The organism is Marisediminitalea sp. (assembly GCF_984433645.1).
Genome location: NZ_CFIDRX010000025.1, coordinates 1 through 21,224 on the forward strand (window position 1 = coordinate 1; position 21,224 = coordinate 21,224).

Annotated in this window: 17 protein-coding genes and 2 pseudogenes; 12 read left to right on the forward strand and 7 right to left on the reverse strand. The window is 48.5% G+C overall.

Annotated features, from left to right (window positions below; translation table 11 throughout):
- Positions 1-548: pseudogene (locus AC4MRN_RS05340) on the forward strand (biosynthetic arginine decarboxylase); the annotation flags it as partial.
- A gap of 38 nt (positions 549-586) precedes the next feature.
- On the opposite strand, the gene AC4MRN_RS05345 reads toward AC4MRN_RS05340, so the two are convergent.
- Entirely contained in the window at positions 587-1,699 is a 1,113-nt protein-coding gene (locus tag AC4MRN_RS05345; protein ID WP_073318660.1) for a serine hydrolase domain-containing protein, read from the reverse strand.
- Between the two features lie 263 nt (positions 1,700-1,962).
- Between AC4MRN_RS05345 and AC4MRN_RS05350 the strand changes: the two are divergent.
- From AC4MRN_RS05350 to AC4MRN_RS05365, 4 genes and pseudogenes are all read left to right on the forward strand, one after another.
- Positions 1,963-2,121 (forward strand): annotated as a pseudogene (locus AC4MRN_RS05350) (Ada metal-binding domain-containing protein); the annotation flags it as partial.
- Between the two features lie 168 nt (positions 2,122-2,289).
- Positions 2,290-3,342: an AlkA N-terminal domain-containing protein gene (locus AC4MRN_RS05355; protein ID WP_491202714.1), complete on the forward strand. Its 1,053-nt coding sequence runs from the start codon at positions 2,290-2,292 to the stop codon at positions 3,340-3,342.
- Positions 3,343-3,357: 15 nt separating this feature from the next.
- Complete coding sequence (locus tag AC4MRN_RS05360) at positions 3,358-3,819, forward strand: methylated-DNA--[protein]-cysteine S-methyltransferase (protein WP_491202700.1); 462 nt, start codon at positions 3,358-3,360, stop codon at positions 3,817-3,819.
- A complete protein-coding gene (locus AC4MRN_RS05365; RefSeq protein ID WP_491202701.1) occupies positions 3,816-4,712 on the forward strand; it encodes a DMT family transporter in 897 nt (298 codons plus the stop codon). Before AC4MRN_RS05360 ends, AC4MRN_RS05365 begins: the two co-directional genes overlap by 4 nt.
- Positions 4,713-4,725: 13 nt before the next feature.
- Here AC4MRN_RS05365 and AC4MRN_RS05370 read toward each other — a convergent pair whose 3' ends face one another.
- The gene (locus AC4MRN_RS05370; RefSeq protein ID WP_073318657.1) at positions 4,726-6,150 is read right to left on the reverse strand and encodes a sensor domain-containing diguanylate cyclase; all 1,425 of its coding nucleotides are present in this window, start codon (positions 6,148-6,150) and stop codon (positions 4,726-4,728) included.
- Between the two features lie 385 nt (positions 6,151-6,535).
- On the opposite strand from AC4MRN_RS05370, the gene glmU reads away from it, so the two are divergent.
- The 6 genes from glmU to AC4MRN_RS05400 all read left to right on the forward strand — a co-directional run bounded on the left by glmU (position 6,536) and on the right by AC4MRN_RS05400 (position 14,207).
- A complete protein-coding gene (gene glmU, locus AC4MRN_RS05375; protein ID WP_487966745.1) occupies positions 6,536-7,897 on the forward strand; it encodes a bifunctional UDP-N-acetylglucosamine diphosphorylase/glucosamine-1-phosphate N-acetyltransferase GlmU in 1,362 nt (453 codons plus the stop codon).
- A gap of 76 nt (positions 7,898-7,973) precedes the next feature.
- Complete coding sequence (locus AC4MRN_RS05380) at positions 7,974-9,002, forward strand: Gfo/Idh/MocA family oxidoreductase (RefSeq protein ID WP_491202702.1); 1,029 nt, start codon at positions 7,974-7,976, stop codon at positions 9,000-9,002.
- An 18-nt stretch (positions 9,003-9,020) separates the two neighbouring features.
- Positions 9,021-9,563 carry a DUF6942 family protein gene (locus tag AC4MRN_RS05385; protein ID WP_491202703.1) on the forward strand — a complete coding sequence of 181 codons (543 nt, stop codon included), beginning with the start codon at positions 9,021-9,023 and terminating at the stop codon, positions 9,561-9,563.
- A 64-nt stretch (positions 9,564-9,627) separates the two neighbouring features.
- Positions 9,628-10,410 (forward strand): DeoR/GlpR family DNA-binding transcription regulator, encoded by a 783-nt coding sequence (locus tag AC4MRN_RS05390; protein ID WP_487966748.1) that lies wholly within the window; start codon positions 9,628-9,630, stop codon positions 10,408-10,410.
- A gap of 2 nt (positions 10,411-10,412) precedes the next feature.
- The gene (gene glmS, locus AC4MRN_RS05395; RefSeq protein ID WP_155016340.1) at positions 10,413-12,245 is read left to right on the forward strand and encodes a glutamine--fructose-6-phosphate transaminase (isomerizing); all 1,833 of its coding nucleotides are present in this window, start codon (positions 10,413-10,415) and stop codon (positions 12,243-12,245) included.
- Between the two features lie 1,032 nt (positions 12,246-13,277).
- Entirely contained in the window at positions 13,278-14,207 is a 930-nt protein-coding gene (locus tag AC4MRN_RS05400; RefSeq protein WP_491202704.1) for a transposase, read from the forward strand.
- Between the two features lie 42 nt (positions 14,208-14,249).
- Here AC4MRN_RS05400 and AC4MRN_RS05405 read toward each other — a convergent pair whose 3' ends face one another.
- From AC4MRN_RS05405 to AC4MRN_RS05415, 3 genes are all read right to left on the reverse strand, one after another.
- Entirely contained in the window at positions 14,250-14,420 is a 171-nt protein-coding gene (locus AC4MRN_RS05405) for an oxidoreductase-like domain-containing protein (protein WP_255053509.1), read from the reverse strand.
- A gap of 158 nt (positions 14,421-14,578) precedes the next feature.
- Entirely contained in the window at positions 14,579-15,700 is a 1,122-nt protein-coding gene (gene asd, locus AC4MRN_RS05410) for an aspartate-semialdehyde dehydrogenase (protein WP_491202705.1), read from the reverse strand.
- A 198-nt stretch (positions 15,701-15,898) separates the two neighbouring features.
- Positions 15,899-16,681 (reverse strand): RMD1 family protein, encoded by a 783-nt coding sequence (locus AC4MRN_RS05415; RefSeq protein WP_155016336.1) that lies wholly within the window; start codon positions 16,679-16,681, stop codon positions 15,899-15,901.
- Between the two features lie 566 nt (positions 16,682-17,247).
- Between AC4MRN_RS05415 and AC4MRN_RS05420 the strand changes: the two genes are divergently transcribed.
- Entirely contained in the window at positions 17,248-18,414 is a 1,167-nt protein-coding gene (locus tag AC4MRN_RS05420; RefSeq protein WP_491202706.1) for an acetyltransferase domain-containing protein, read from the forward strand.
- 235 nt (positions 18,415-18,649) lie between these two features.
- On the opposite strand, the gene AC4MRN_RS05425 is transcribed toward AC4MRN_RS05420, so the two are convergent.
- On the reverse strand, positions 18,650-20,122 hold the full coding sequence (locus tag AC4MRN_RS05425) for an NAD-dependent succinate-semialdehyde dehydrogenase (protein ID WP_491202707.1): 1,473 nt from the start codon (positions 20,120-20,122) through the stop codon (positions 18,650-18,652).
- Between the two features lie 17 nt (positions 20,123-20,139).
- Entirely contained in the window at positions 20,140-21,219 is a 1,080-nt protein-coding gene (locus tag AC4MRN_RS05430) for a tartrate dehydrogenase (protein ID WP_475071261.1), read from the reverse strand.
- Positions 21,220-21,224: the final 5 nt, after the last annotated feature.

The following is a 21,224-nucleotide window of genomic DNA, read 5'->3' on the forward strand; positions in this document are numbered from 1 at the left end:
CGCAGTACCTGTGTAACTTCTCGGTATTCCAGTCGGCAGCTGATACCTGGGCTATTGACCAGTTATTGCCTGTGGTGCCGATTACACGCATGAACGAAAGACCGGAAGTAAACTGTGCGCTGGTGGATATTACCTGCGACAGTGACGGCAAAATCGATCAGTTTACAGTGGGACGTGAAATTACCGACATTCTGCCTATGCACAAGCTGAAGAAGGACGAGCCTTATTACATTGGGTTGTTCTTAACCGGCGCATATCAGGACGTGATGGGCGACATGCACAACCTGTTTGGTCGTTTGAACGAGGTACACATCTTTAGTTACGACGACGATCCGGAAGACTTCTACATTGAAGAAGTTGTTAAAGGCTCTTCGGTGGAAGACGTGTTGTCTATCATGCAATACAATCCTAAAGCGATGGCTTCTGACGTGAAGCGCCTGATTGACAAGCAGGTATCAGCAGGCAACATCAAGCCTCGCGAAGGCGTTCGCTGGACAGACTTTTACGAGAACTGTTTGAGCGGATACACTTACCTGAAGACCAAGTAAGTGGTTACTGGGGGAGTAGGCGACGAGCCTGCTTCCCGTTAATTTCCCACGCTGGTTGTTTGCTGTTGCTGGCGTTTCGCTTCCTGAAAATAGGTTCGCCAGAAGTCCGCTGTTGTGGTGTTGATGAGGTTGGATTCCGCGTTCATTAGCATGACATAACCCGCGCGATACTTAGGCGAAAACGACACGTCTGCGCGATACCCTTTCACCCAGCCACCATGATAGTTCAGCGTTTCACCTGCATAGTCATAAATACGCCAGCCAAATCCATAATGGGCATCTGTTAACTTGTCGCGCCAGCCGCGTCGGTAGACTTCACGCGTGGTTTTTACCCTCGGCGTAGTCACGTCGGCAATGACATCTTCAGGCACAACGGTGGGGAATTCCAACAGCATTGCCTGGAGCCAACGTGTCATGTCATTAATACTGGCGTTCACCCCGGCTGCCGGGCTGAACCGGTAGTAGTTACTCTCGACATGTCCTTCTCGCCAGCGGTTTCGCGCAATGGCAATATGGGGTCTGGCCCACTGTTCAGACGCCAAAAGGCCGCCCTTTCCGGCACTGGCGGTTTCCATACCCAGGGGATATAAAATCTGCTCTCTCAACTGGCGATGATACGACGTATTGTTGCCAACAAAGTACTCTTCAATCACACCAAACAGGGCATTCTGATAAGTGTAACACTCGCCCGGTTCGCACAGTGGTTTCAGTCCGGCAAGCTGATTCAGGACCCGTTTCAGCGGGTAGTTGGCTTCTATCAGATTGTCGTAGGCATTGGGCATGTAGCCGCTTGACTGACCGACAATGTGGCCAAGTGTGAGGTTTGGGTTCATGGTGCCCTGGGACTGCAGGGTAGTGCTCAGTGAGGCGACAGGCGTTGACCAGTCTAGCTGATGCTGCCTTACCAGCTTAGCCATCAGTACGGCGGTAAAGGTTTTTGAAACCGAGGCTAAACGAAATACGGTGTCAGGCGTCACTGCATCGCCGCCTTTGTGCGTGTTGCCATACACTTCGATTACCGGTGCTTTACCTTGCTGGTAGTACACCATGGCATAGCCCGGCACGCGGTATTTTCTGGCTTCTTGTTTGACGTGCTTGGCATAATCGGCAAACCACTGTTCTTCGCCCAGCGCATATTGCGAGGTCAGCATACTGACAGCAAAAAACAGCGCAAACGCCCGGTTTACGCAACGCGACAAACAAAAATACAAACAACACTCCGGTAATTAGTAACGCACGTACGTGCTTGTTATGCGGATAAGAACGACCATATTATGCGGTGACGGCTAAAACTGATCAACTCGAGACGTAAAGTTCGTTTACCGCAAGTTTTTAATTGAGTGCGGATTTCATCGCATCCTTACCCAAAAAAGTCGTTACTATAGCCGGGTATTTTCAACCAACGGGTCACGCCATGATATCGTCAGCCCTACAACAGCAGTACGCTACCGCGCGGCTGTCGCGAGATGCGCGCTTTGATGGACGCTTTTACGTTGCTGTGCTGTCGACGGGGATTTTTTGCCGACCAATATGCCCGGCGCGGTTGCCGGCAGAACAGAATGTCAGGTATTTCCATTTTGCACAGCAGGCTTTGGAGCAAGGGTTTCGGCCTTGTCTTCGATGCCGACCCGACAGCGCTCCGGGCTCCTGCGCCTGGCATGGGGTAGAAACGACCACTAAACGGGCATTGCAATTATTGGCCAGCGAACTGTCTTGTTCTATAGCCAGCATTGCTGAACGCATGGGAATTTCCGAACGGTATCTGAACCAACTGATCCAGGAAGCGGTGGGCATGCCGCCAAAACGCTATCAACTGCACAGCCGGCTGTTACAAGCCAAACGTTTGCTTCAGCAAACGGCGTTGCCGGTCGCAGAGGTCGCCGTGGCGTGTGGTTTTCAGTCTGCCAGGCGATTGCAGGACAACATGCAGCGTTGGTGTAAGCTAAGTCCAAGTCAGCTTCGTGGCCGAAGTGGTGGAATAACGTCGTCTCAGGTTACGCTGTTTATACCTGTGAATGCGCCCTACAACTGGCCGCAAGTCCGAGACTTTCTGGCGGTGCGTGCGGTAAAATCTGTTGAAGTGATAGAAACCAGCAGTTACACCAGACACGTTCAAGATGAATATGGCCCCTTGAGTGTAAGTGCTCACTTTAACGATGCTGGAAACGGCTTTGACGTTACCATGCAGGTGTCTGATCCCAATCAAATACAGCCAGCCCTGGTGACATTGCGCCGGGTGCTGGACATGGACACAAACCCGCAATGGGTCGAGGAGGCATTGCTGGCGGCCGGACTTTCACCGTCCCAGTTGGTACCTGGTATACGCTTACCGGGTGTCTGGAATATCTTTGAGGCAGGCTGCCGCGCTATTATAGGGCAGCAGGTCAGTATTAAGGCGGCTATCACACAATTGCATTACCTCGTTGATGCATTGGGGAATACCCGCGAAGACCAGCGCTATTTTCCGTCACCAGATGCCGTTGCCAACAGTGAGCTGGCCATGCTTAAAATGCCAGGTGCACGCAAGCAGGCACTGCGTGATTTTGCTGGTTTAATAAGAGATTGTGCACCGTCGGCCCCCACTGACCAGCAAATTCTTGCTATACGGGGTGTTGGCCCCTGGACATTGCAATATATACAACTGCGCGGAATGAGTGAGCCGGATCAGTTTTTAGCCGGAGATCTGATTGCCCGCAGACAAGCCGAATTACTCGGTGTAACACCTGAGTTAGCTGCGCCGTGGCGAAGCTATCTCACCTTGCAGCTGTGGCTGCTGGCATCGTCAGAACAATAACAGAGTGAACGGCAGATGATATTTTCACAAAGTCTAACGAGTCCGTTAGGACATATTTGGATTGAAGCAAACGAAGCAGGCGTGACGGTGGTGAAGTTCGTTGACGAAATTGACGCCATGGCTAACCCATCCGCACTAACAGAGCAGTGTTGTCGTGAGCTCAACGCTTATTTTGCCGGAGAGTTAACTACCTTTACTGTGCCCGTGGCAGCAATCGGCACCGCATTTCAGCAGCGAGTGTGGCAGCAACTCTGCACAATACCATTCGGACACGCACAGCACTACGGGCAAATAGCCAGCGCGTTGGGTCAGTCGACGGCGTCTCGTGCGGTAGGTATGGCAAACGGCAGGAATCCTGTAAGTATCATCGTGCCCTGCCATCGGGTGATTGGTAAAAATGGCACCTTAACCGGCTATGCAGGTGGCTTGTTGCGAAAACAGAAGTTGCTGGACCTTGAGGGGATCCCTTACCGATGAGTAATCGAGCACTGGCAGCATTACTGCTATTGGGGGCGATTTGGGGCGCGTCATTTATGTTTATGCGCGTAGCGGCGCCTGAATTTGGTATTTTTACTCTGGTTGAATTGCGCACTGTGCTGGCGACGCTGGTATTCCTGCCGTTTTTAGTCAGCCAGTCTGCGCGAGCAATGTTAAAAGCGTATTGGCGCCCCATGGCGGTGCTAGGGCTTATCAATACTGGTGTGCCCTTTATTCTATTTAATTATGCCAGTTTGCATTTGCAGTCGGGGGTGCTGGCTATTTTAAATGCCACGGCCCCGATGTTTGGCGCTTTGATAGCTATGTTGTGGTTAAACGACCGCCTTTCGCCCTCTGGGTTTGTTGGGTTGGTATGTGGCTTTTTAGGCGTTGTACTGATCAGCTTCGAGAAAGCGGTAGGAGCAAGTCTAAGTCTAATTCCGATTCTGGCCGTGTTAGGTGCGACCTGTTGCTATGGGTTTGGAGCCTGTTTACTGAAAAAATCCCTCGCGGGCGTGAAGTCTGTCGTGGTTGCTGGCGGAAGTCAGGCGTGGGCGTCGTTGCTGCTTTGCCCCTTGTTGTTTGTCGATTTACCGTCGGAACTACCGTCCGCTTTGGCCTGGATAAACGCGCTTGCGCTAGCGATCGGTGGCACTGGTATAGCGTATTTATTATATTTCTACGTGATAGCGATAGCCGGGCCAGCTAAGGCCATTATGGTGGGGTATTTAGTGCCTTTGTTCGGTATTGTGTGGGGATTCTTCTTTTTAGGCGAACGCCTTAGCTGGATGGACTTTAGCGGGGGTGGATTGATTCTGTTGGGGATTAGTTTGACGTCGGGTGTGGCCCAACGGGGATATCGCTGGGCCATGGGTCAATCTTCAGTTCACTGAAAACGACGCCGCATCAGGCGTCGATTAACTGCACTCGCACAAGGTTTCGGCCATCACGACGGGCTTGATAAAGCGCGTCTTCGGCGTGAGCGGTAACTTCATTCATGGAACGTTTCGTTGCGGTAAATGACACACCAAAGCTCGCTGTGAGTTGCAGATCCGGATGCTCAGCAGGTGGCGGCAAGATTGCGATACCATGGCGCAGTGTTTGCGCGAGGTCATGCGCCTCATGCGGCCCCATATCAGGCAGTAAAAGAATAAACTCTTCACTGCTCCAGCGACCCAGTATGTCTTTGTCGCGCAAATGGCTGCCGATCAGGTTGGATACCTTATCCAGCACATCGTCACCAGCATTGCGTCCGTATTGATCATTGATTGACATAAAGTCATCAATATCGACAAGAATAATGCTCAGTGAGGAGTGCTTATTTGTCAGTTCACCGTAAGACTCTTCCAACTGTGTTCGGTCTGGTAACCGATGCGTGTTTCTGATGATCAGTTCCGGTTGCATGTCGCGACGGAAGTAATACAACAAATTGTAGATCAACAAGAACAGCGCAAAAATAATAACCAGCAGCGTAACCACACTAAAGATAAAGCCTTGTGATATTTCTGCCTGGCGTGCATCCAGTGGACTTAACAAATACACCGTCCAGCCAAACTGGGGCAAGGCAACCTCGGCAATGAGGTGGTCGTTGCCATTAATGGTAATCAACTGATTGTTAAGCGCGTTTTCTGCGATCACCTTGTCGGGCAAGCTGGCGTACCAGGGTAATTCAGACAAGTTCGTGAAGTCGGCATTGGCTGCAATGAGCGACGCATCGGAAGACAACATGATGTCGCCTTTGCCGTCTACAAACAGGAAGTCATAGCCGTACTGACGTTTGTAGGTTTCGAATACTGACACAAAGCTCTTCAGACTTTTTCCTACGCCAAAGAAGCCGAGAAATTTGCCTGCGTCATCGTAAATTTTAATGTCGATGTAGAAATGGGTGTCTTCCCATTTACCAATATCGGCAATAGCGTCGGCTTCTGAGTCCCGGTATTTGAAGTACCAGGATACTTCACCTTCTATTAAATCGAGTTTGCTACCATCTGAGTTGTACTGCACCCGGGCTTCTTCGGAAGCAATAAAAAAGGTGAGGCCGAATTCCTGCTCCATCCTCTCCAGCGCGGAAAAGATCTCTGCTTCGTCTAATTGGTTCTTTTCCATTAATGTCACCAGCTCTCGGGATTTGCCGAGTGCCTCAGACACATGCAATGGTTTCAGTATTTGCGAAACGATTAACGATATCGCGGGAGACAATGACTGTTGTTGTGCCCGGCTTTGCTCGGCAACAATTTTCGAGATGCTAAAATGCACCAGCGTGACAATCGCGATGACAACCACGGCGAACAACAGCAATATGCTTCGATGTAATGTCCTGAATGCGTTCACTGGCTTATGTTCACTCCTTGAAGCTGTGAGGTTTACTGCATGGGAAAACGCCAAAATACTTACCGACGTTTCCAATGTGCCTATGATACCCGCTGAACAAAAGATGCGCCACTGTCGCAGAATAATGACATCAAAGCTGGAAACATCAAAGCTGAACATCCACTAAATTTGGGACACTAAATTTGGGACACCCACCTTTTTCAGGACACCCACACAGTTCAGCTCACCGATTCTTTTCATCAAATTTGTCATGAAATTGAACTGTAATTTCGAGAAAGAGTGGGTGTCCCAAAAAAGGTGGGTGTCCAAGAAATGTGAAGGAGGCACTGACTTGCTGTCATGAGTTGGTTACACTATCGCGCATCAATTGCGAAAAGGATTCAATATGGCATTTTCAGTAGTGGTATTGGCAGCCGGTAAAGGCACAAGAATGAAGTCTTCGTTGCCGAAAGTATTACATCCGGTCGGTGGTGTGCCTATGGTGCAACGCATCATCAATACGGTTGAGTCATTAGATGCGACTGCGGTTCATCTGGTTTACGGTCACGGTGCGGAGCAACTCAAGGCCAACGTTGAAGGTAGACAGATCAATTGGTGCCTCCAGCAGGAACAATTGGGAACCGGGCACGCGGTAATGCAAGCGGTTGACTATATTGCCGATGATGAAGATGTCATGATTTTAGTTGGCGATGCGCCGCTCATCCAGGCGCAAACTCTGGAACGTCTGATTGCTGTGAAATCGGAATGTGACCTTGCCCTGCTTACTGTGCATTTGGATGACCCAACAGGGATGGGCCGAATTATTCGCGAGAACGACAATATTGTCGCGATCGTAGAGCATAAAGATGCCACTGAAGCCCAGCGCGCAATTACCGAAATTAATACCGGCATGATGGTAATGGGCGGCAAGGATTTGAAGCGCTGGTTGGCCGCGTTAACTAACGATAATGCCCAGGGTGAGTTCTATCTAACCGACGTCATTGCCATGGCTGCGGCAGAAGGTAAGCGTATTCAATCTGCGCATCCAGACTCCCCTATGGAAGTAGAGGGTGTGAACAATCGGGTGCAATTGGCCAGATTGGAGCGCACGCTGCAGAGCTGGCAGGCGGAAGCGCTTATGACGTCTGGCGCAACTCTCGCCGATCCAGCCCGCATAGATGTGCGTGGTGAGCTGATAACAGGGCAGGACGTGTTTATCGACATTAACTGTGTGTTCTCTGGCAAAGTGACATTGGGTGACAATGTTGTTATTGGTCCAAACTGCATGCTAATTGACTGCGAGGTCGCATCGGGCGCAGTAATTGAAGCCAATAGCATTATCGAAAACGCAAACGTTGGCGCTGAATGTTCGGTTGGCCCCTACGCTAGGTTACGTCCGGGCGCTGTGATGGAACGAAAGTCAAAAGTTGGCAACTTTGTGGAAATGAAGAAGGCGACGCTGGGCGAGGGCGCAAAAGCCAATCACCTGACTTACCTGGGCGATGCAACCATTGGCGCAAACAGCAACATTGGTGCTGGCACCATCACCTGTAATTACGATGGCGTGAATAAGTCTAAGACCTTAATCGGAGAAAATGCGTTTATCGGTTCCAATTCAGCCTTGGTGGCGCCTGTTCAAATTGGCGCAGGCGCGACAGTGGCGGCTGGTTCTATCGTAACGACTGATGTACCCGAGAATAGCCTGGCGGTTGCGCGCAGCAAGCAGCGCAATATCAGTGGCTGGAAGCGACCGGTCAAAAAATCGTAGGCCGATTGATTGTCGAAATTAAACCACGACTAAATATACAAGACACCCACCTTAGCAACACGGAAACGCAGAGTTTATGACAATTTCAACGCTCGTGGTGGGTTTTGGCTATGCAGCCAAAACCTTTCACGTCCCTTTTCTTACGCATTTAGCTGATTTTGAAATCAATGCAGTGGTGTCATCTGATCCTGCAAAAGTGCATGACCAACTACCCGAAAGCACTGTTTTTGCATCGTTGGAGCAAGCTCTGGCAGCGTCCCGTTTTGATTTGGTTGTGATCACCACGCCAAATCATCTGCATGCGCCACAAACAAAAGCGGCTCTGGAAGCCGGTTGTCACGTGCTAGTGGAGAAGCCCTTTACCTTAGATAGCGAAGAAGGTGAAAGCCTGGTGGCGTTGGCCAAGCAGGTCGGTAAACAACTGTGTGTGTTCCATAATCGTCGCTTTGATGGCGATTACCTGACTATCAAACAGCTAATTGCTAAGCAAGCTATTGGCAAAGTGAAGCGGTTTGAGAGTCGTTTTGACCGTTTCCGCCCACACCCAAGGCAGCGCTGGCGCGAACAAGAGGGCCCCGGCGCGGGTATTTTCTGGGATCTTGGTCCTCACCTTATTGATCAATGCGTTCAGCTTTGGGGTATGCCGAATGCAGTTAATGCGCATATTCTCACTCAGCGTGACGGCGGTGAAGCCAATGATGCGTTTGAGATCACCTTGTTCTACGGCACCCATTTTGCCCAGCTTGGCTCAACCCCCTTTGAAGCAGGTGCTACGCTAAGATTTGCTTTGCATGGCGATAAAGGAAGCTACAGAAAGCATGCTCTGGATCCGCAGGAAGACCAGTTGAAGGCCGGTCTGCGTTTTGATGACCCTAAATGGGCGAAAACACCAGACACACAAGAAGGCACACTGTTCACGGAATCAGACAACCGATTAATCAATACGCAATCCGGCGACTACATGGGTTTTTATCAACAGTTGGCCGATGCTATTCGCCTTGGTTCTCCTCTACCGGCTGATGCTGAGACGGTCGTGCCGGTCATTCGACTTATCGAACTGGCAATTAAATCGTCTCAAAAGCAGTGCACGGTACCAGTTGTTTAATACGTATATCCGCCTTAAATGACAGACTTACGAGCTACTGAGATTCAAGGCCTGGGGGACAGCGGTGCCCGGTTGCGCGTGTATATTGCAAATCGACCGGCATTTAGTCTTCCACGCGTTGCCTCTGGTGTTGTGCCTTTAACAACCGGTGATATAGCGGCAATCGGTAACGCATGCGGCAACGGCTGGCGTAAAGTTTTTAATGTTTATGCAAAATTACTGTACGCCATGCCAGAGCAATGGCAGTTCAAACACGGCGACCGATGGCAAGCATTTCGAGACACCCACCTTTTGGAGGCGAACTCCAACACAGCGTTAATCTTCGATGAGCCTAAAAGCTTCGATGATAATGCCTTGAATATCATTACGGGCCGCACGTATGCGCAGCAAATGCACATTGCTGAAAGTTTGTATTGGATAACGCCGGAGTTTGCGATTAATAAGCGGCTGAACCTGGTGGTATGCCCCTATTTTGACTATCGGCAGCTGTCGAACAGCAAAATTCTTTACCTCATCGATTTAATCCAAAATGAATTGGATGCACACAAAATAGCCAAATAAATCTTGCGATTCGAAATATTTAAGGTAAATTATTCTTTCATTTCGTAATTAATAAGTTTTTTTCTTGGCTAAACGAAACACACAGACACGGCGGCATGGGATCGTTGAACATGTAAATCAGCACGGTTTGACCGCGGTTGACGCACTGGCGCAGTTGTTTGAGACGTCCTCTGTCACAATTCGAAAAGACTTGTCGGTGTTAGACTCTGAAGGCCTAATCGTTCGCCAACACGGCGGGGCAGCGCCTTACCCTGCCACTTCAAGTACCTCAACAGATAGCCAACAAGACACGTACTCACCGATTAAGGCCGCCATTGGCAAGTTGGCCGCTAGTCTGATTGGTGATAACCAGAAAGTGATCATCGATAGTGGTAGCACTACGGCTACAATGGTCGAGCACTTAAACCAGCCGAAAAACCTCGTAGTGATGACAAACGCCCTGTCAGTGGCGAACAAGCTGGTGGCGTTTAAAAATGAGCCAACCGTGCTTATGACCGGCGGAACCTGGGACCCGCGTTCGCAGTCGTTTCAGGGGAAAATGGCCGGCACTATGGTGCAAGCATACAACTTTGATCTGGCATTCGTTGGAGCCGCAGGGTTGGATATTGCGCGAGGTACAACAACTTACAATGAAATGACGCAGCTTAGCCAGGCAATGGCAAATGCGGCATCGAAGGTGATTGTTGTGGCAGAATCCGCTAAGTTAAGAAACAAAATGCCAAATGTAGAACTAGCCTGGCAGCAAGTCGCTGTTTTGGTAACCGATACCGGCCTTTCTGAAGAAGCAGAAAAGCAATTGTCAGAATATGGTGTGACGGTGCTGACCGCCTCACCCAACGGAGAATAGATATGTGCGGGATTGTGGGGGCAGTAGCCGAACGTAATGTAGTTGAAATCCTGTTAGAAGGACTGAAACGACTTGAATACCGGGGTTATGATTCCGCTGGTGTGGCTTTGCTGCAGTCAGATGGTTCGCTGACGCGCGTACGTCGTACCGGCAAAGTGCAGGAATTGGTAGACGCCATTGGCGAAGACGAGGCGCTGGGATCTACAGGTATTGCTCATACCCGCTGGGCAACACATGGTGGCGTAACGGAAGCGAATGCTCACCCTCATGTGTCAGATGAGCGTATCGCCGTGGTTCACAATGGCATTATCGAAAATTATCAGACGTTGCGTGAAAACCTGTCTGCGAAAGGCTATCGATTCACCAGCGACACAGACACCGAGACCATTGCGCATACGGTGAATGAAGCCATGAAAACCGCTGGCTCTTTGCTGGAAGCGGTGCAACAAGCTGTGACGCAATTCCACGGCGCTTATGGCACCGTCATTATGGACAAGCAAGACCCATCTCGCGTTGTAGTTGCGCGTTCTGGGAGCCCTTTGGTGATTGGTTTGGGGCTGGGTGAAAACTTCATTGCGTCTGACCAAATGGCGTTATTACCTGTGACTCGTCGATTCATCTTCCTGGAAGAAGGCGATGTGGCTGAAATTACCCGCCGTAGCGTGACAATTTTTGACAAACAGGGTAATGCAGTTGAACGTGAAGTCATCGAATCAAACATTGAGCACGACGCCGGTGACAAAGGCGGTTACCGCCACTACATGCTGAAAGAAATTCATGAGCAGCCCACGGTTGTGCGCAATGCATTGCAGCACCGTTTGGATGAAAAAGGCCTTGTTGCTGATGTGTTTGGAAGTGGTGCGGATGCCCTGTTTGAAAAAGTAAAACATGTGCAAATAATAGCTTGTGGAACCAGCTATCACGCGGGAATGACCGCGCGTTACTGGCTTGAGCAATATGCGAACGTATCGTGTAATGTCGAGATCGCTTCAGAATTCCGCTATCGCAAGTCAGTGGTGCATGAAAACAGCCTGTTAGTCACTATTTCTCAATCGGGGGAAACCGCGGATACGCTGGCGGCACTGCGTTTAGCAAAGGAGTTGGGCTACATGGCGAGTCTGACAATTTGTAATGTCCCCGGCTCGTCGCTGGTTCGCGAGTCAGACCTGTCGTTCATGACGCGCGCTGGTGCTGAAATTGGCGTTGCATCAACCAAAGCCTTTACCACACAGTTAACGGCCTTTCTGATGCTGACGCTGGCGTTAGGCAAATACAACAGCATGAGCGCAAGTGACGAAAATGCCATCGTTCAGGCATTACACAGCTTGCCAGCCAAACTGGAAGAGACACTCACTATTACTCAAGGTATTGAAGATCTGGCGGAAGAGTTTGCCGATAAGCACCATTCTCTGTTCTTAGGGCGTGGTGATCAGTATCCAATTGCTATGGAAGGGGCTTTAAAGCTCAAAGAGATATCCTATATTCACGCAGAAGCCTATGCGTCTGGTGAGCTGAAGCATGGTCCGTTGGCGTTAATTGACGAAGAAATGCCGGTAATTGTGGTTGCGCCTAACAACGAATTGCTGGAAAAACTCAAATCAAACGTGGAAGAAGTGCGTGCCCGGGGAGGCATAATGTACGTTTTTGCAGATAAAGACACCGCATTTGCCAGCGACGACACAATGCGGGTTATTAATGTGCCCCATTGTGATGCCCCTATTGCGCCGATTATCTACACCATCCCGCTGCAGCTACTGTCTTATTATGTGGCATTGATTAAAGGCACCGACGTCGATCAGCCAAGGAACCTGGCCAAATCCGTTACCGTCGAATGATGAAGGGCCTCCGGGCCCTTTTTAATGCGGGAGAGTAATAAAGTTTCATACTAGAAAGCTACGAGGTGTAGTTTGATTGTATTGCAGAATGTGCAACACGTAACGTTTTTATTGATGAATAAAGTGGAGCCCTATACGACATAGAGGATTTGGGCTGAGTTAGTATAACTGAGTAATTCAGCTGGTAGTCATAGCGTAAGATAATTCAAGAAAGGTATCAATTTGGCTATCAGATTCATCCGTAACAGTAATGCGTGCCGGTGTTCTAGTCGTTCGCGCTGATAAAATTCCTGAGAGCATGGTTTGGAAGTTAGGATCATCTCTGATGAGATGGATCCAAAAGTCTCCTGTAGAAGATCTTCCATCAATATTATGCTTCTGCTCAGTATGTATCATTGTCACGCCATTTGTTCAGTCCATACCATTGCTTACACAATTGGAGTTTTCTGCAATAATTAATGCAGGTGACGACTATGAAAAAAATCCGCTCACGTATCTAAGTTGCAGGTCAAATTTGCACTTTCCCTAACTAAGAGGGACTGTTAACTCCCTGGGTAATTGAATAATATGCAAGCTATAGTGGCGAGATACATTATCCTTAATGAATTCTTTGCACGATTATAATATTCATTCGCTTTTTTAGATTTTAAAGGTAATAACGAATTTTTTGATGAAGTTAATATTTCATTTTGGATAGCGTATAATATTGTCATTGATGAGGAGTTGGCCGAAATTACAGCTTTAAGTTCAGATGCAAATATAAAAGCTCTTATTCCTAAAACAATGTTGATAATTATAATGATAACAACAAAAAAACCACCAACCACTGTTTAATTCCTTTTCTATATATTGAACAATATGCCGCCAGGCCATATTAGATTAAGAATAATTTCAGATCTAAAAATGTTTTCGTGTTCTGTAATATCATATCTTCCCAAAGCACTGATTTAAAGACACTCACTGCTATTCCAATGTACAGCAGACCGCCTTGCTGTTTTCATCCACAATGAAATCAATCAGGGAGGAATCGCCATGCCACAACCAAGAAAGCACCAGGTCTGCCTTTCGGACACACCGTTTTACCACTGTATCTCTCGCTGTGTACGTCGTGCGTATTTGTGCGGCAAAGATAAACTAACTGGCCGCTCCTATGAGCATCGACGAAAATGGGTAGAAAACCGGTTGTTGCTGTTAGGTCAGGTTTTTGCCGTTGATATCTGTGCTTATGCGGTGATGCACAACCATACTCATGTAGTACTGCATATCAATGAAAAGCAAGCGTCGTCCTGGACTGATGAAGAAGTGTTAGTACGCTGGCACAGATTGCATAAGGGTATGATTTACTGTCGAAAATATCTCAATAACAAAGAGCGTAGTTCGCTTAGTGATGCTGAATTGGACACCGTGTCCCGAATGGCGAAGGTTTATCGTAAACGGCTTTGCGACGTGAGTTGGTTCATGAGGCTACTTAACGAATTCATTGCAAGAAAAGCAAATCAGGAAGATGATTGCACCGGTCGCTTCTGGGAAGGACGGTTTAAGTCTCAAGCGCTGTTGGATGAAGCTGCGTTATTTGCATGCATGGCCTACGTTGACTTGAATCCGGTGCGGGCCGGTATAGCTAGTAGCCCTGAAAGTGCCGATTTTACGAGTCTCAAAAAGCGAATTCTGCTATCTCGCCAAGGTAAACCAATAAAACCACTTATGCCGTTCACTCAAACAAATATGAATCGACAAGAGAATACGCTAAATATCACGTTCTCCGATTATATTGAACTGATTAAAAGTACACTCGAAGCAAAGCGACGATCGGGAAACAATGGTTTTAGTGAGCTTCACTCTCAAATCAGTGGGTTCGACGTCAATGTCGAGAGTTGGCAATGCATGAGTTTTGAAATAGAAAAGCGGTTTGGTGCAAAAGTGAGTGTTGAGATCGCAAATAGGCGCCTAACTGTTGTATAGCACTGCAGAATGCCAACAACGTTCTTCGACTAACAACGCGAATTAACTGTCTTTGGAATCATTTTCCGCTTTTTGCGATTCTTTCAATTTATGACAAGCATCTTGCCATTCGCGGTATTTTTCGTAATAAACATCCCATACACACGGGCAGCAGGAGCCGCCGCCACAGCAATCGCTATTCAGTGGCTTTTCTGGCTCTGGTGGTAATTCCATCGTCGTCTCCTTTTTATCAATTAGTATGTTGTTGCCTCCTATCGAATTCAAATTGATTGAATGAATACTCTCTAAAACAAGACACCCACACAATTGTGTGGGTGTCTTGAAAAAGGTGGGTGTCTAAAAGAAAAGGCGCTAATTAGCGCCTTTGTCGTTTACTCGCCGAGTATAATGCGAAGTATTCTGCGCAGTGGCTCTGCAGCGCCCCACAACAACTGATCACCTACGGTGAAGGCTGAGATGTACTCTGGGCCCATAGTTAGCTTGCGAATGCGTCCTACCGGAATGGACAGGGTACCGGTAACCTTGGCAGGTGTTAATTCTGCCATTGTGACATCGCGATCGTTAGGAATCACTTTTACCCAGTCGTTGTGCTCGGCCAGAATGGCTTCGATTTCTGAAACAGGTAAATCTTTCTTCAATTTCAGTGTGATAGCCTGGCTGTGACAGCGCATGGCGCCTACACGCACGCAAATACCGTCAACAGGGACTGGCGCTTCAGTGGTTCCCAGAATTTTGTTGGCTTCGGCTTCAGCCTTCCATTCTTCGCGGCTTTGGCCTGATGGAAGCTGTGTGTCGATGTACGGGATAAGGCTGCCAGCAAGTGGCACACCAAACTGTTCCTTCGGATAATCGTCTGAGCGAATATATTCCGCTACCTGACGGTCAATATCTAAGATAGCTGTCGACGGGTCGTCGACCATGTCTTTTACGTTGCCGTACACCGCGCCCATTTGCGTTAACAGTTCACGCATGTGCTTAGCGCCTGAGCCGGATGCAGCCTGATAAGTCATCGGCGTAGCCCATTCAACCAGGTCTTTTTCGAATAACCCGCCCAGCGCCATAAGCATTAATGACACTGTACAGTTACCGCCGACATAGGTTTTAACACCAGAGGCAATGCCTTTATCAATCTCGGCACGGTTCACAGGGTCAAGAACAATAACCGCATCGTCTTTCATACGCAGAGCAGAGGCCGCGTCAATCCAGTAGCCGTTCCATCCCGCTTCACGCAGCTTAGGATAGACGTCTTTGGTATAGTCACCGCCCTGGCAGGTAATAATAATGTCCTGAGCACCTAATGCTTCAATGTCGAAGGCGTCCTGAAGTAATCCGCAGTCTTTGCCTGCGAAATCTGGTGCGGCACTACCGGTTTGTGACGTGGTGAAAAAAGTTGGCTCAATTAGAGAAAAATCACTCTCTTCCTGCATGCGCTGCATCAGGACAGAGCCTACCATTCCGCGCCAACCTACTAAACCAACTTTATTTTGAGACATGTTAAGAACCCTTATATTTCTTCTTCGAGTGTTCTGTCGCGCAGCAAAACCTCTAATGGGCTCTTTGTAGTTTACTGCTGTGCACTCGAAACGTATTAGCAAAGCCCGCAGTCTATAAAGTATGCCGCAGGTTTACTAGTTTCTTTTGTAATTTTATATGCACAGGAGCCAGCATTGCCGGCTCCTCAGTGAATATGGCTAGAATAACAGTGCTTTCAGTTCCTGAGCACCGAACATGACAATTTCAAATGCGATCAGAATAATAATGATCCACTCCAGAAAAGAAGAGTGCTTATGCTTTAGTTCGTCAGCCAGCATTTCAAACAATTCGTGAATAACATTCAGCTTGTTCGACAAGAGCTCAACGCGAGGGCGGATATCCAAATATTTCGCGGTTGCATTGTAAGCCGACTCATACTCTGGGTATTCCCAGAAAAACTCTGGTGTATCCAATAGCCCATAGTGTAGGAAGATGTCACTTTTAGTGCTGAACAAATGACCACGAATACTCGCAATTTCATTGCGGCTAAGGTTTATCTTACCGGTTGATGCCAGCGCTTTCGGCAAGTGAGCATAGTCAACAATGGTTTCCTGTGCACGTTGCTCATAATCATTAAGTTTTAATGACTGTGCCAAAGCATGACTTACGGCTAAGCGTTGCAGCGGAGCGTCCATACCCAGTGTTATCAGGTCCTTTTGAAGCTTGATTTCGGTGCCTTCTACGGAAAAACGAAAATGTTCCTGATGATCGCCGGCAATGACGTCGCTTTGGATTTTCAGGCGATGAAGTAAAGACAGCCGTTCGTCTTCGTCGACACCCCAAAACACGATAACGCCATAGTCAAATACCCAGGCTTCGCCACCGGGAATATTTAGTAATACTGCATCTCTGTATCGGGTACCAGCTTCGACAGATAGTACATTTTCGTATTCACATACGGGTAAAGCAAACACTGACACGCGGTCATTTGAAAATTGCATGGTAACAACCAGTTGTTTAAAAAATCGGCCGATTATGCACCTGTTTACGCTGGCAGACTATGCATTTCAGAGTGAGAAATAATGCTCTTTAAGATAAAACTTTTTGATGAAGCAATAGAGCATATTCTTACTGTTATTTCACGGTGTTAGCGGAATGAAAATAGTAGCAAAAGGCTTTGATAGTTTATTCAAAAAGGTGGGTGTCCAGAAAAAGCTACTAGGAATTCTTTAGAGTTGAGTTGCCTTTCTTATACTTTTGTTTAATTGCTAAGCGCTGTCAGCCCGCTAGGATTGAGAGTAAAGAATCATTTACAAAGCAATACTGATTCGGCGGTCTCAAACAAAAACAGCATATACGCGTACAGACAAGATGCACAAGATCGCCGCTGCTGGCGCAATTACGCCAGCAGCTTTCCTTTCTTCCAACATGCCTTTAATTTAACGTTTTATTCCGACTGAGACACAGATATAAGCGGATAATGCTTTTTGTTGTTCGCTACCATAGTTCCCAAATAAGAAGAAATTAGACAATTGCGTCATGCCTCTATTACCAGGGAATTATAATTATGAATACTCCCCCTTTAACTACACCTGAAGTTATTCACAGTAAGCGTATTGCTTCAATTGATATTCTGCGTGGCCTGGTCATGTTATTCATGTTAGTTGACCACGTTAGAGAACGCTTCTTCTATCATTTGAATGTGAGCGATCCGATGGATTTGGAAGCGACCAGTCCGCAGTTATTTTTTACGCGCATTTCTGCACACCTATGCGCACCGGTATTTGTGTTTCTGACGGGGCTCTCGGCATGGCTATATGCCCATCCAGCGAACAAAGCGCCACGCTCAGCCACCCCTTTCTTGTTCAAGCGAGGCCTTTTCATCATCTTTGTTGAGATCGCCATCATCAACTGGCTTTGGTTAGGTACGTACGACACCCTGTACCTTCAGGTTATGTGGGCGATAGGCATCAGCATGGTGTCTTTGTCTGTGCTAAGTAAACTTCCACCCAAACTTATCCTTGCACTGGGGTTGCTCATTGTTTGTGGTCACAACCTTTTGAGCCCAATCGCTTTTAATCCGGGTGAAGCAGGCTACAACATTTGGGCGGTACTACACGACCGAGGGATTATTTTCGAATCAGAGACGTTCCGCATAAAGGCGTCGTATCCGGTTTTACCCTGGATTGGTGTTATTCTGCTCGGATACAGCATGGGCCCAATTTATGCGCGCGATTTCGACGGTGCAAAACGACGTAAGACGTTAACTACACTTGCGCTCGGCATGTGGGGCCTGTTAATTGTGTTGCGAAGCACAAATCTATACGGTGAAGTACTGCCGTTTGAGATACAGGACACCGCAGTACAAAGTGTAATGTCATTCATCAACTACACGAAATACCCGCCGTCACTGGACTATGTGCTGTTTACACTGGGTGCTGCATTCTTGATTTTGGTAGGACTGGACAAAGTGAATAATCAGTACAGCAAAGTCATAGAAAACTTCGGCTCTGCGCCTATGTTTTTCTACATCCTGCACCTGGCGGTACTGCTGGTGCTGTATCGAATCGCAATCAATGTGTGGGGGCCAAATCACGGTGACATGTTTGCGTTCGATGATGTATGGCAGATTTGGGCCGGCGCAGTCGTGCTGGGCGTAACATTGTATTTCCCCACCAAAGCCTTCTCGGCATTCAAGAAGAAGAGTGGTAATCCGCTTATAAAGTACTTCTAATCGATTCATCGTTCGTAGTTAACATTGAGCCGCTGCCATGACAGCGGCTTTTTTGTTTCAAAGAATTTGAGACACCCACTTTTTTATGGACACCCACCTTTTGTGTGGGTGTCCATAAAAAGAAGGGGATTATGGTTAGCTATTCAACTGAATAGTGAAGTTTGAAAGAATCAAGGAAAACTGAGACACCCATAAGATTATGTGGGTGTCTCAAAAAAGGTGGGTGTCCACAAATTTAGGGGAGGTTGCCTTCGCAGATGTAGCTGATTTGCAGGAAATCGTCCAGGCCGTAGTGTGAGCCTTCGCGGCCGTAGCCTGAAGCCTTAACGCCGCCGAAGGGAGCCACTTCACTGGCAACGGCACCTTCGTTCACACCGATTACGCCAGCTTGCAATGCGCGGCGAACCCGGTGAATGCGATTGTGGTTCTGGGTATAGAAGTAAGCTGCTAAGCCATATTCCGTGTTATTGGCTTCCGCAATCGCTTCTTCTTCCGTGCTGAATTTAAACAGCGGCAGTACCGGTCCAAAAGTCTCTTCGCTAAACAACGCCATGCTGTTATTCGCGTCTGCAATGACCACCGGTTCAAAGAACAGATCCTGTTTTGGCGTAGCACTGCCACACAGTAATACGCCGCCTTGTTCTTCAGCATCCGCAACGTGGGCACTGATTTTATCGATGGCTTTCTGATTGATCATCGGGCCTATCTGGGTGTCTTCGTCGAAAGGGTCGCCCAGCGTTAATGCAGACACGCGGTCTACCAAACGGCTGGCAAATTCATCGTAAATGCCTTCCTGTACATAAATACGGTTGGGACACACGCAGGTTTGCCCGCCATTACGCATTTTTGCAGCCATCAACCCCTGAATAGCAGCGTCGATATCGCAGTCTTCAAACACAATAAATGGCGCGTTGCCACCCAACTCCAGCGACAGCTTTTTAAGCGTGCTGGCAGAGCGTTCGGCTAAATAGCGCCCCACCTGGGTGGAACCGGTAAAGCTTAGCTTTTTCACACACGGGTCTTTTAGCCAGGCATCTACCGCAATGGCTGTTTGTTCTCGGGAGGCGGCGAGTACGTTAATGGTACCTTCCGGGAAACCGGCTAATTCAGCCAGCTTCGCCATGGCTAACGCGGTCAGCGGCGTGTCTTCAGCGGGTTTAACGACCACGGTGCAACCTGCTGCAATGGCCGGGGAAATCTTTCTGGCCAACATCGCAAACGGAAAATTCCACGGCGTAATAACCGCGACTACACCCACCGGACGTTTTTCGACGGTTTGCTGGTAGTGTGGCTTTGAGCTAGGCAGGATATCGCCACGAAGCTGCATGGCTTGTTGTGCAAACCATTTCACATAAGAGGCGCCGTAGTCTACTTCGCCTTTTGCTTCGGCCAGGGGTTTGCCTTGCTCAGAAGACATGATGGCCGCGAGATCATCCCGATGTTCAAGAATAAGCGCATGCCAGCACTCCAGCAGGTCAGCGCGTGCCTTGTGAGTAGTGAGCTGCCATTGAGCAAACGCTTTTTGGGCACTTCGGGCAGCATGGGCAGCATCTATTGCGTCGCTGTTGGCGACTTCGGTAATTAACTCGCCATTGGCAGGATTAACTACCGGATAGGTTTGTCCCGATATCGCTTTCTGCCAGCGCCCATTGATGTAGTTCAACGTGTTAAACAGTGACGGCTCAGCAAGCCGTGACGTGAGATCCATGGTTTCTCCCGATGTTATTAGAGGTTAGCCAGTATGGCTTCACCCATTGCCTGCGTTGATGCTTCTCCCCCTAGATCTGGGGTTACAACGCTGCCTTTCAAGGTGTGTTCAATGGCTGTCACAATGGCATCGTGTGCCTCTTTGCCTGCCCCCGTGTCGTGAGTCAGAAAGCTAAGCATCAGCGCGCCAGACCAAATCATGCCGATGGGGTTGGCGATATTTTTACCATAAATATCCGGCGCGGAGCCGTGCACCGGCTCAAATAAAGACGGGAATTTACGTTCAGGGTTCAGGTTGGCCGAAGGCGCTAAACCAATGGTACCAGTACAGGCCGGCCCCAAATCAGACAAAATGTCACCGAACAAATTCGACGCCACGACAACGTCGAAGCGCTCAGGCTGCATTACAAAACGTGCCGACAAAATATCGATATGCTGTTTGTCCCAGCTGATTTCCGGGTAGTCTTCTGAAACCGCTTCTGCGCGTGAATCCCACCAGGGCATGCTGATTGCCATGCCGTTGCTCTTGGTGGCAACGGTAAGGCTTTTGGCTTCCCGACGCTTGGCGGTTTCGAACGCATACCGCAACACACGGTCGGTGCCATAGCGAGTAAATACCGATTGCTGCATAACCACTTCGCGGTCGGTGCCTTCATACATTATGCCGCCAATGGCGGAATATTCGCCCTCGGTGTTTTCGCGCACGACCAGGAAGTCAATATCATCAGCTTTGGGAGTAGACAGTGCACATTTAACGCCTTCAAAGGTGCGAACAGGACGCATATTGATGTACTGATCGAACTCACGGCGGAAGGTTAAAATTGAGCCCCACAGTGAAATATGATCAGGTACGGACGCCGGCCAGCCAACTGCACCAAAGTAGATTGCATCCATGTCGGCAACCTGAGCTTTCCAGTCGTCAGGCATCATTTTGCCATGGGTTTCATAGTAGTCGCAGCCACCCCACTCAAAAGTGTGGAATTCAATGTTAAGTCCGAATTTGTCGGCAGCCGCTTTTACAATTTTAAGGCCTTCAGGCATGACTTCCTTGCCAATGCCATCTCCTGCGATTACCGCTACGTTATAGGTTTGACTCATGGGGG

Coding starts and splice junctions, on each gene's coding strand:
- AC4MRN_RS05345 (WP_073318660.1), bottom strand. CDS start 1,699: ATGCTGACCTCGCAATATGCGCTGGGCGAAGAACAGTGGTTTGCCGAT.
- AC4MRN_RS05420 (WP_491202706.1), top strand. CDS start 17,248: ATGAATACTCCCCCTTTAACTACACCTGAAGTTATTCACAGTAAGCGT.
- AC4MRN_RS05360 (WP_491202700.1), top strand. CDS start 3,358: ATGATATTTTCACAAAGTCTAACGAGTCCGTTAGGACATATTTGGATT.
- AC4MRN_RS05400 (WP_491202704.1), top strand. CDS start 13,278: ATGCCACAACCAAGAAAGCACCAGGTCTGCCTTTCGGACACACCGTTT.
- glmS (WP_155016340.1), top strand. CDS start 10,413: ATGTGCGGGATTGTGGGGGCAGTAGCCGAACGTAATGTAGTTGAAATC.
- AC4MRN_RS05415 (WP_155016336.1), bottom strand. CDS start 16,681: ATGCAATTTTCAAATGACCGCGTGTCAGTGTTTGCTTTACCCGTATGT.
- glmU (WP_487966745.1), top strand. CDS start 6,536: ATGGCATTTTCAGTAGTGGTATTGGCAGCCGGTAAAGGCACAAGAATG.
- AC4MRN_RS05365 (WP_491202701.1), top strand. CDS start 3,816: ATGAGTAATCGAGCACTGGCAGCATTACTGCTATTGGGGGCGATTTGG.
- asd (WP_491202705.1), bottom strand. CDS start 15,700: ATGTCTCAAAATAAAGTTGGTTTAGTAGGTTGGCGCGGAATGGTAGGC.
- AC4MRN_RS05430 (WP_475071261.1), bottom strand. CDS start 21,219: ATGAGTCAAACCTATAACGTAGCGGTAATCGCAGGAGATGGCATTGGC.
- AC4MRN_RS05405 (WP_255053509.1), bottom strand. CDS start 14,420: ATGGAATTACCACCAGAGCCAGAAAAGCCACTGAATAGCGATTGCTGT.
- AC4MRN_RS05425 (WP_491202707.1), bottom strand. CDS start 20,122: ATGGATCTCACGTCACGGCTTGCTGAGCCGTCACTGTTTAACACGTTG.
- AC4MRN_RS05355 (WP_491202714.1), top strand. CDS start 2,290: ATGGGAATTTCCGAACGGTATCTGAACCAACTGATCCAGGAAGCGGTG.
- AC4MRN_RS05385 (WP_491202703.1), top strand. CDS start 9,021: ATGACAGACTTACGAGCTACTGAGATTCAAGGCCTGGGGGACAGCGGT.
- AC4MRN_RS05380 (WP_491202702.1), top strand. CDS start 7,974: ATGACAATTTCAACGCTCGTGGTGGGTTTTGGCTATGCAGCCAAAACC.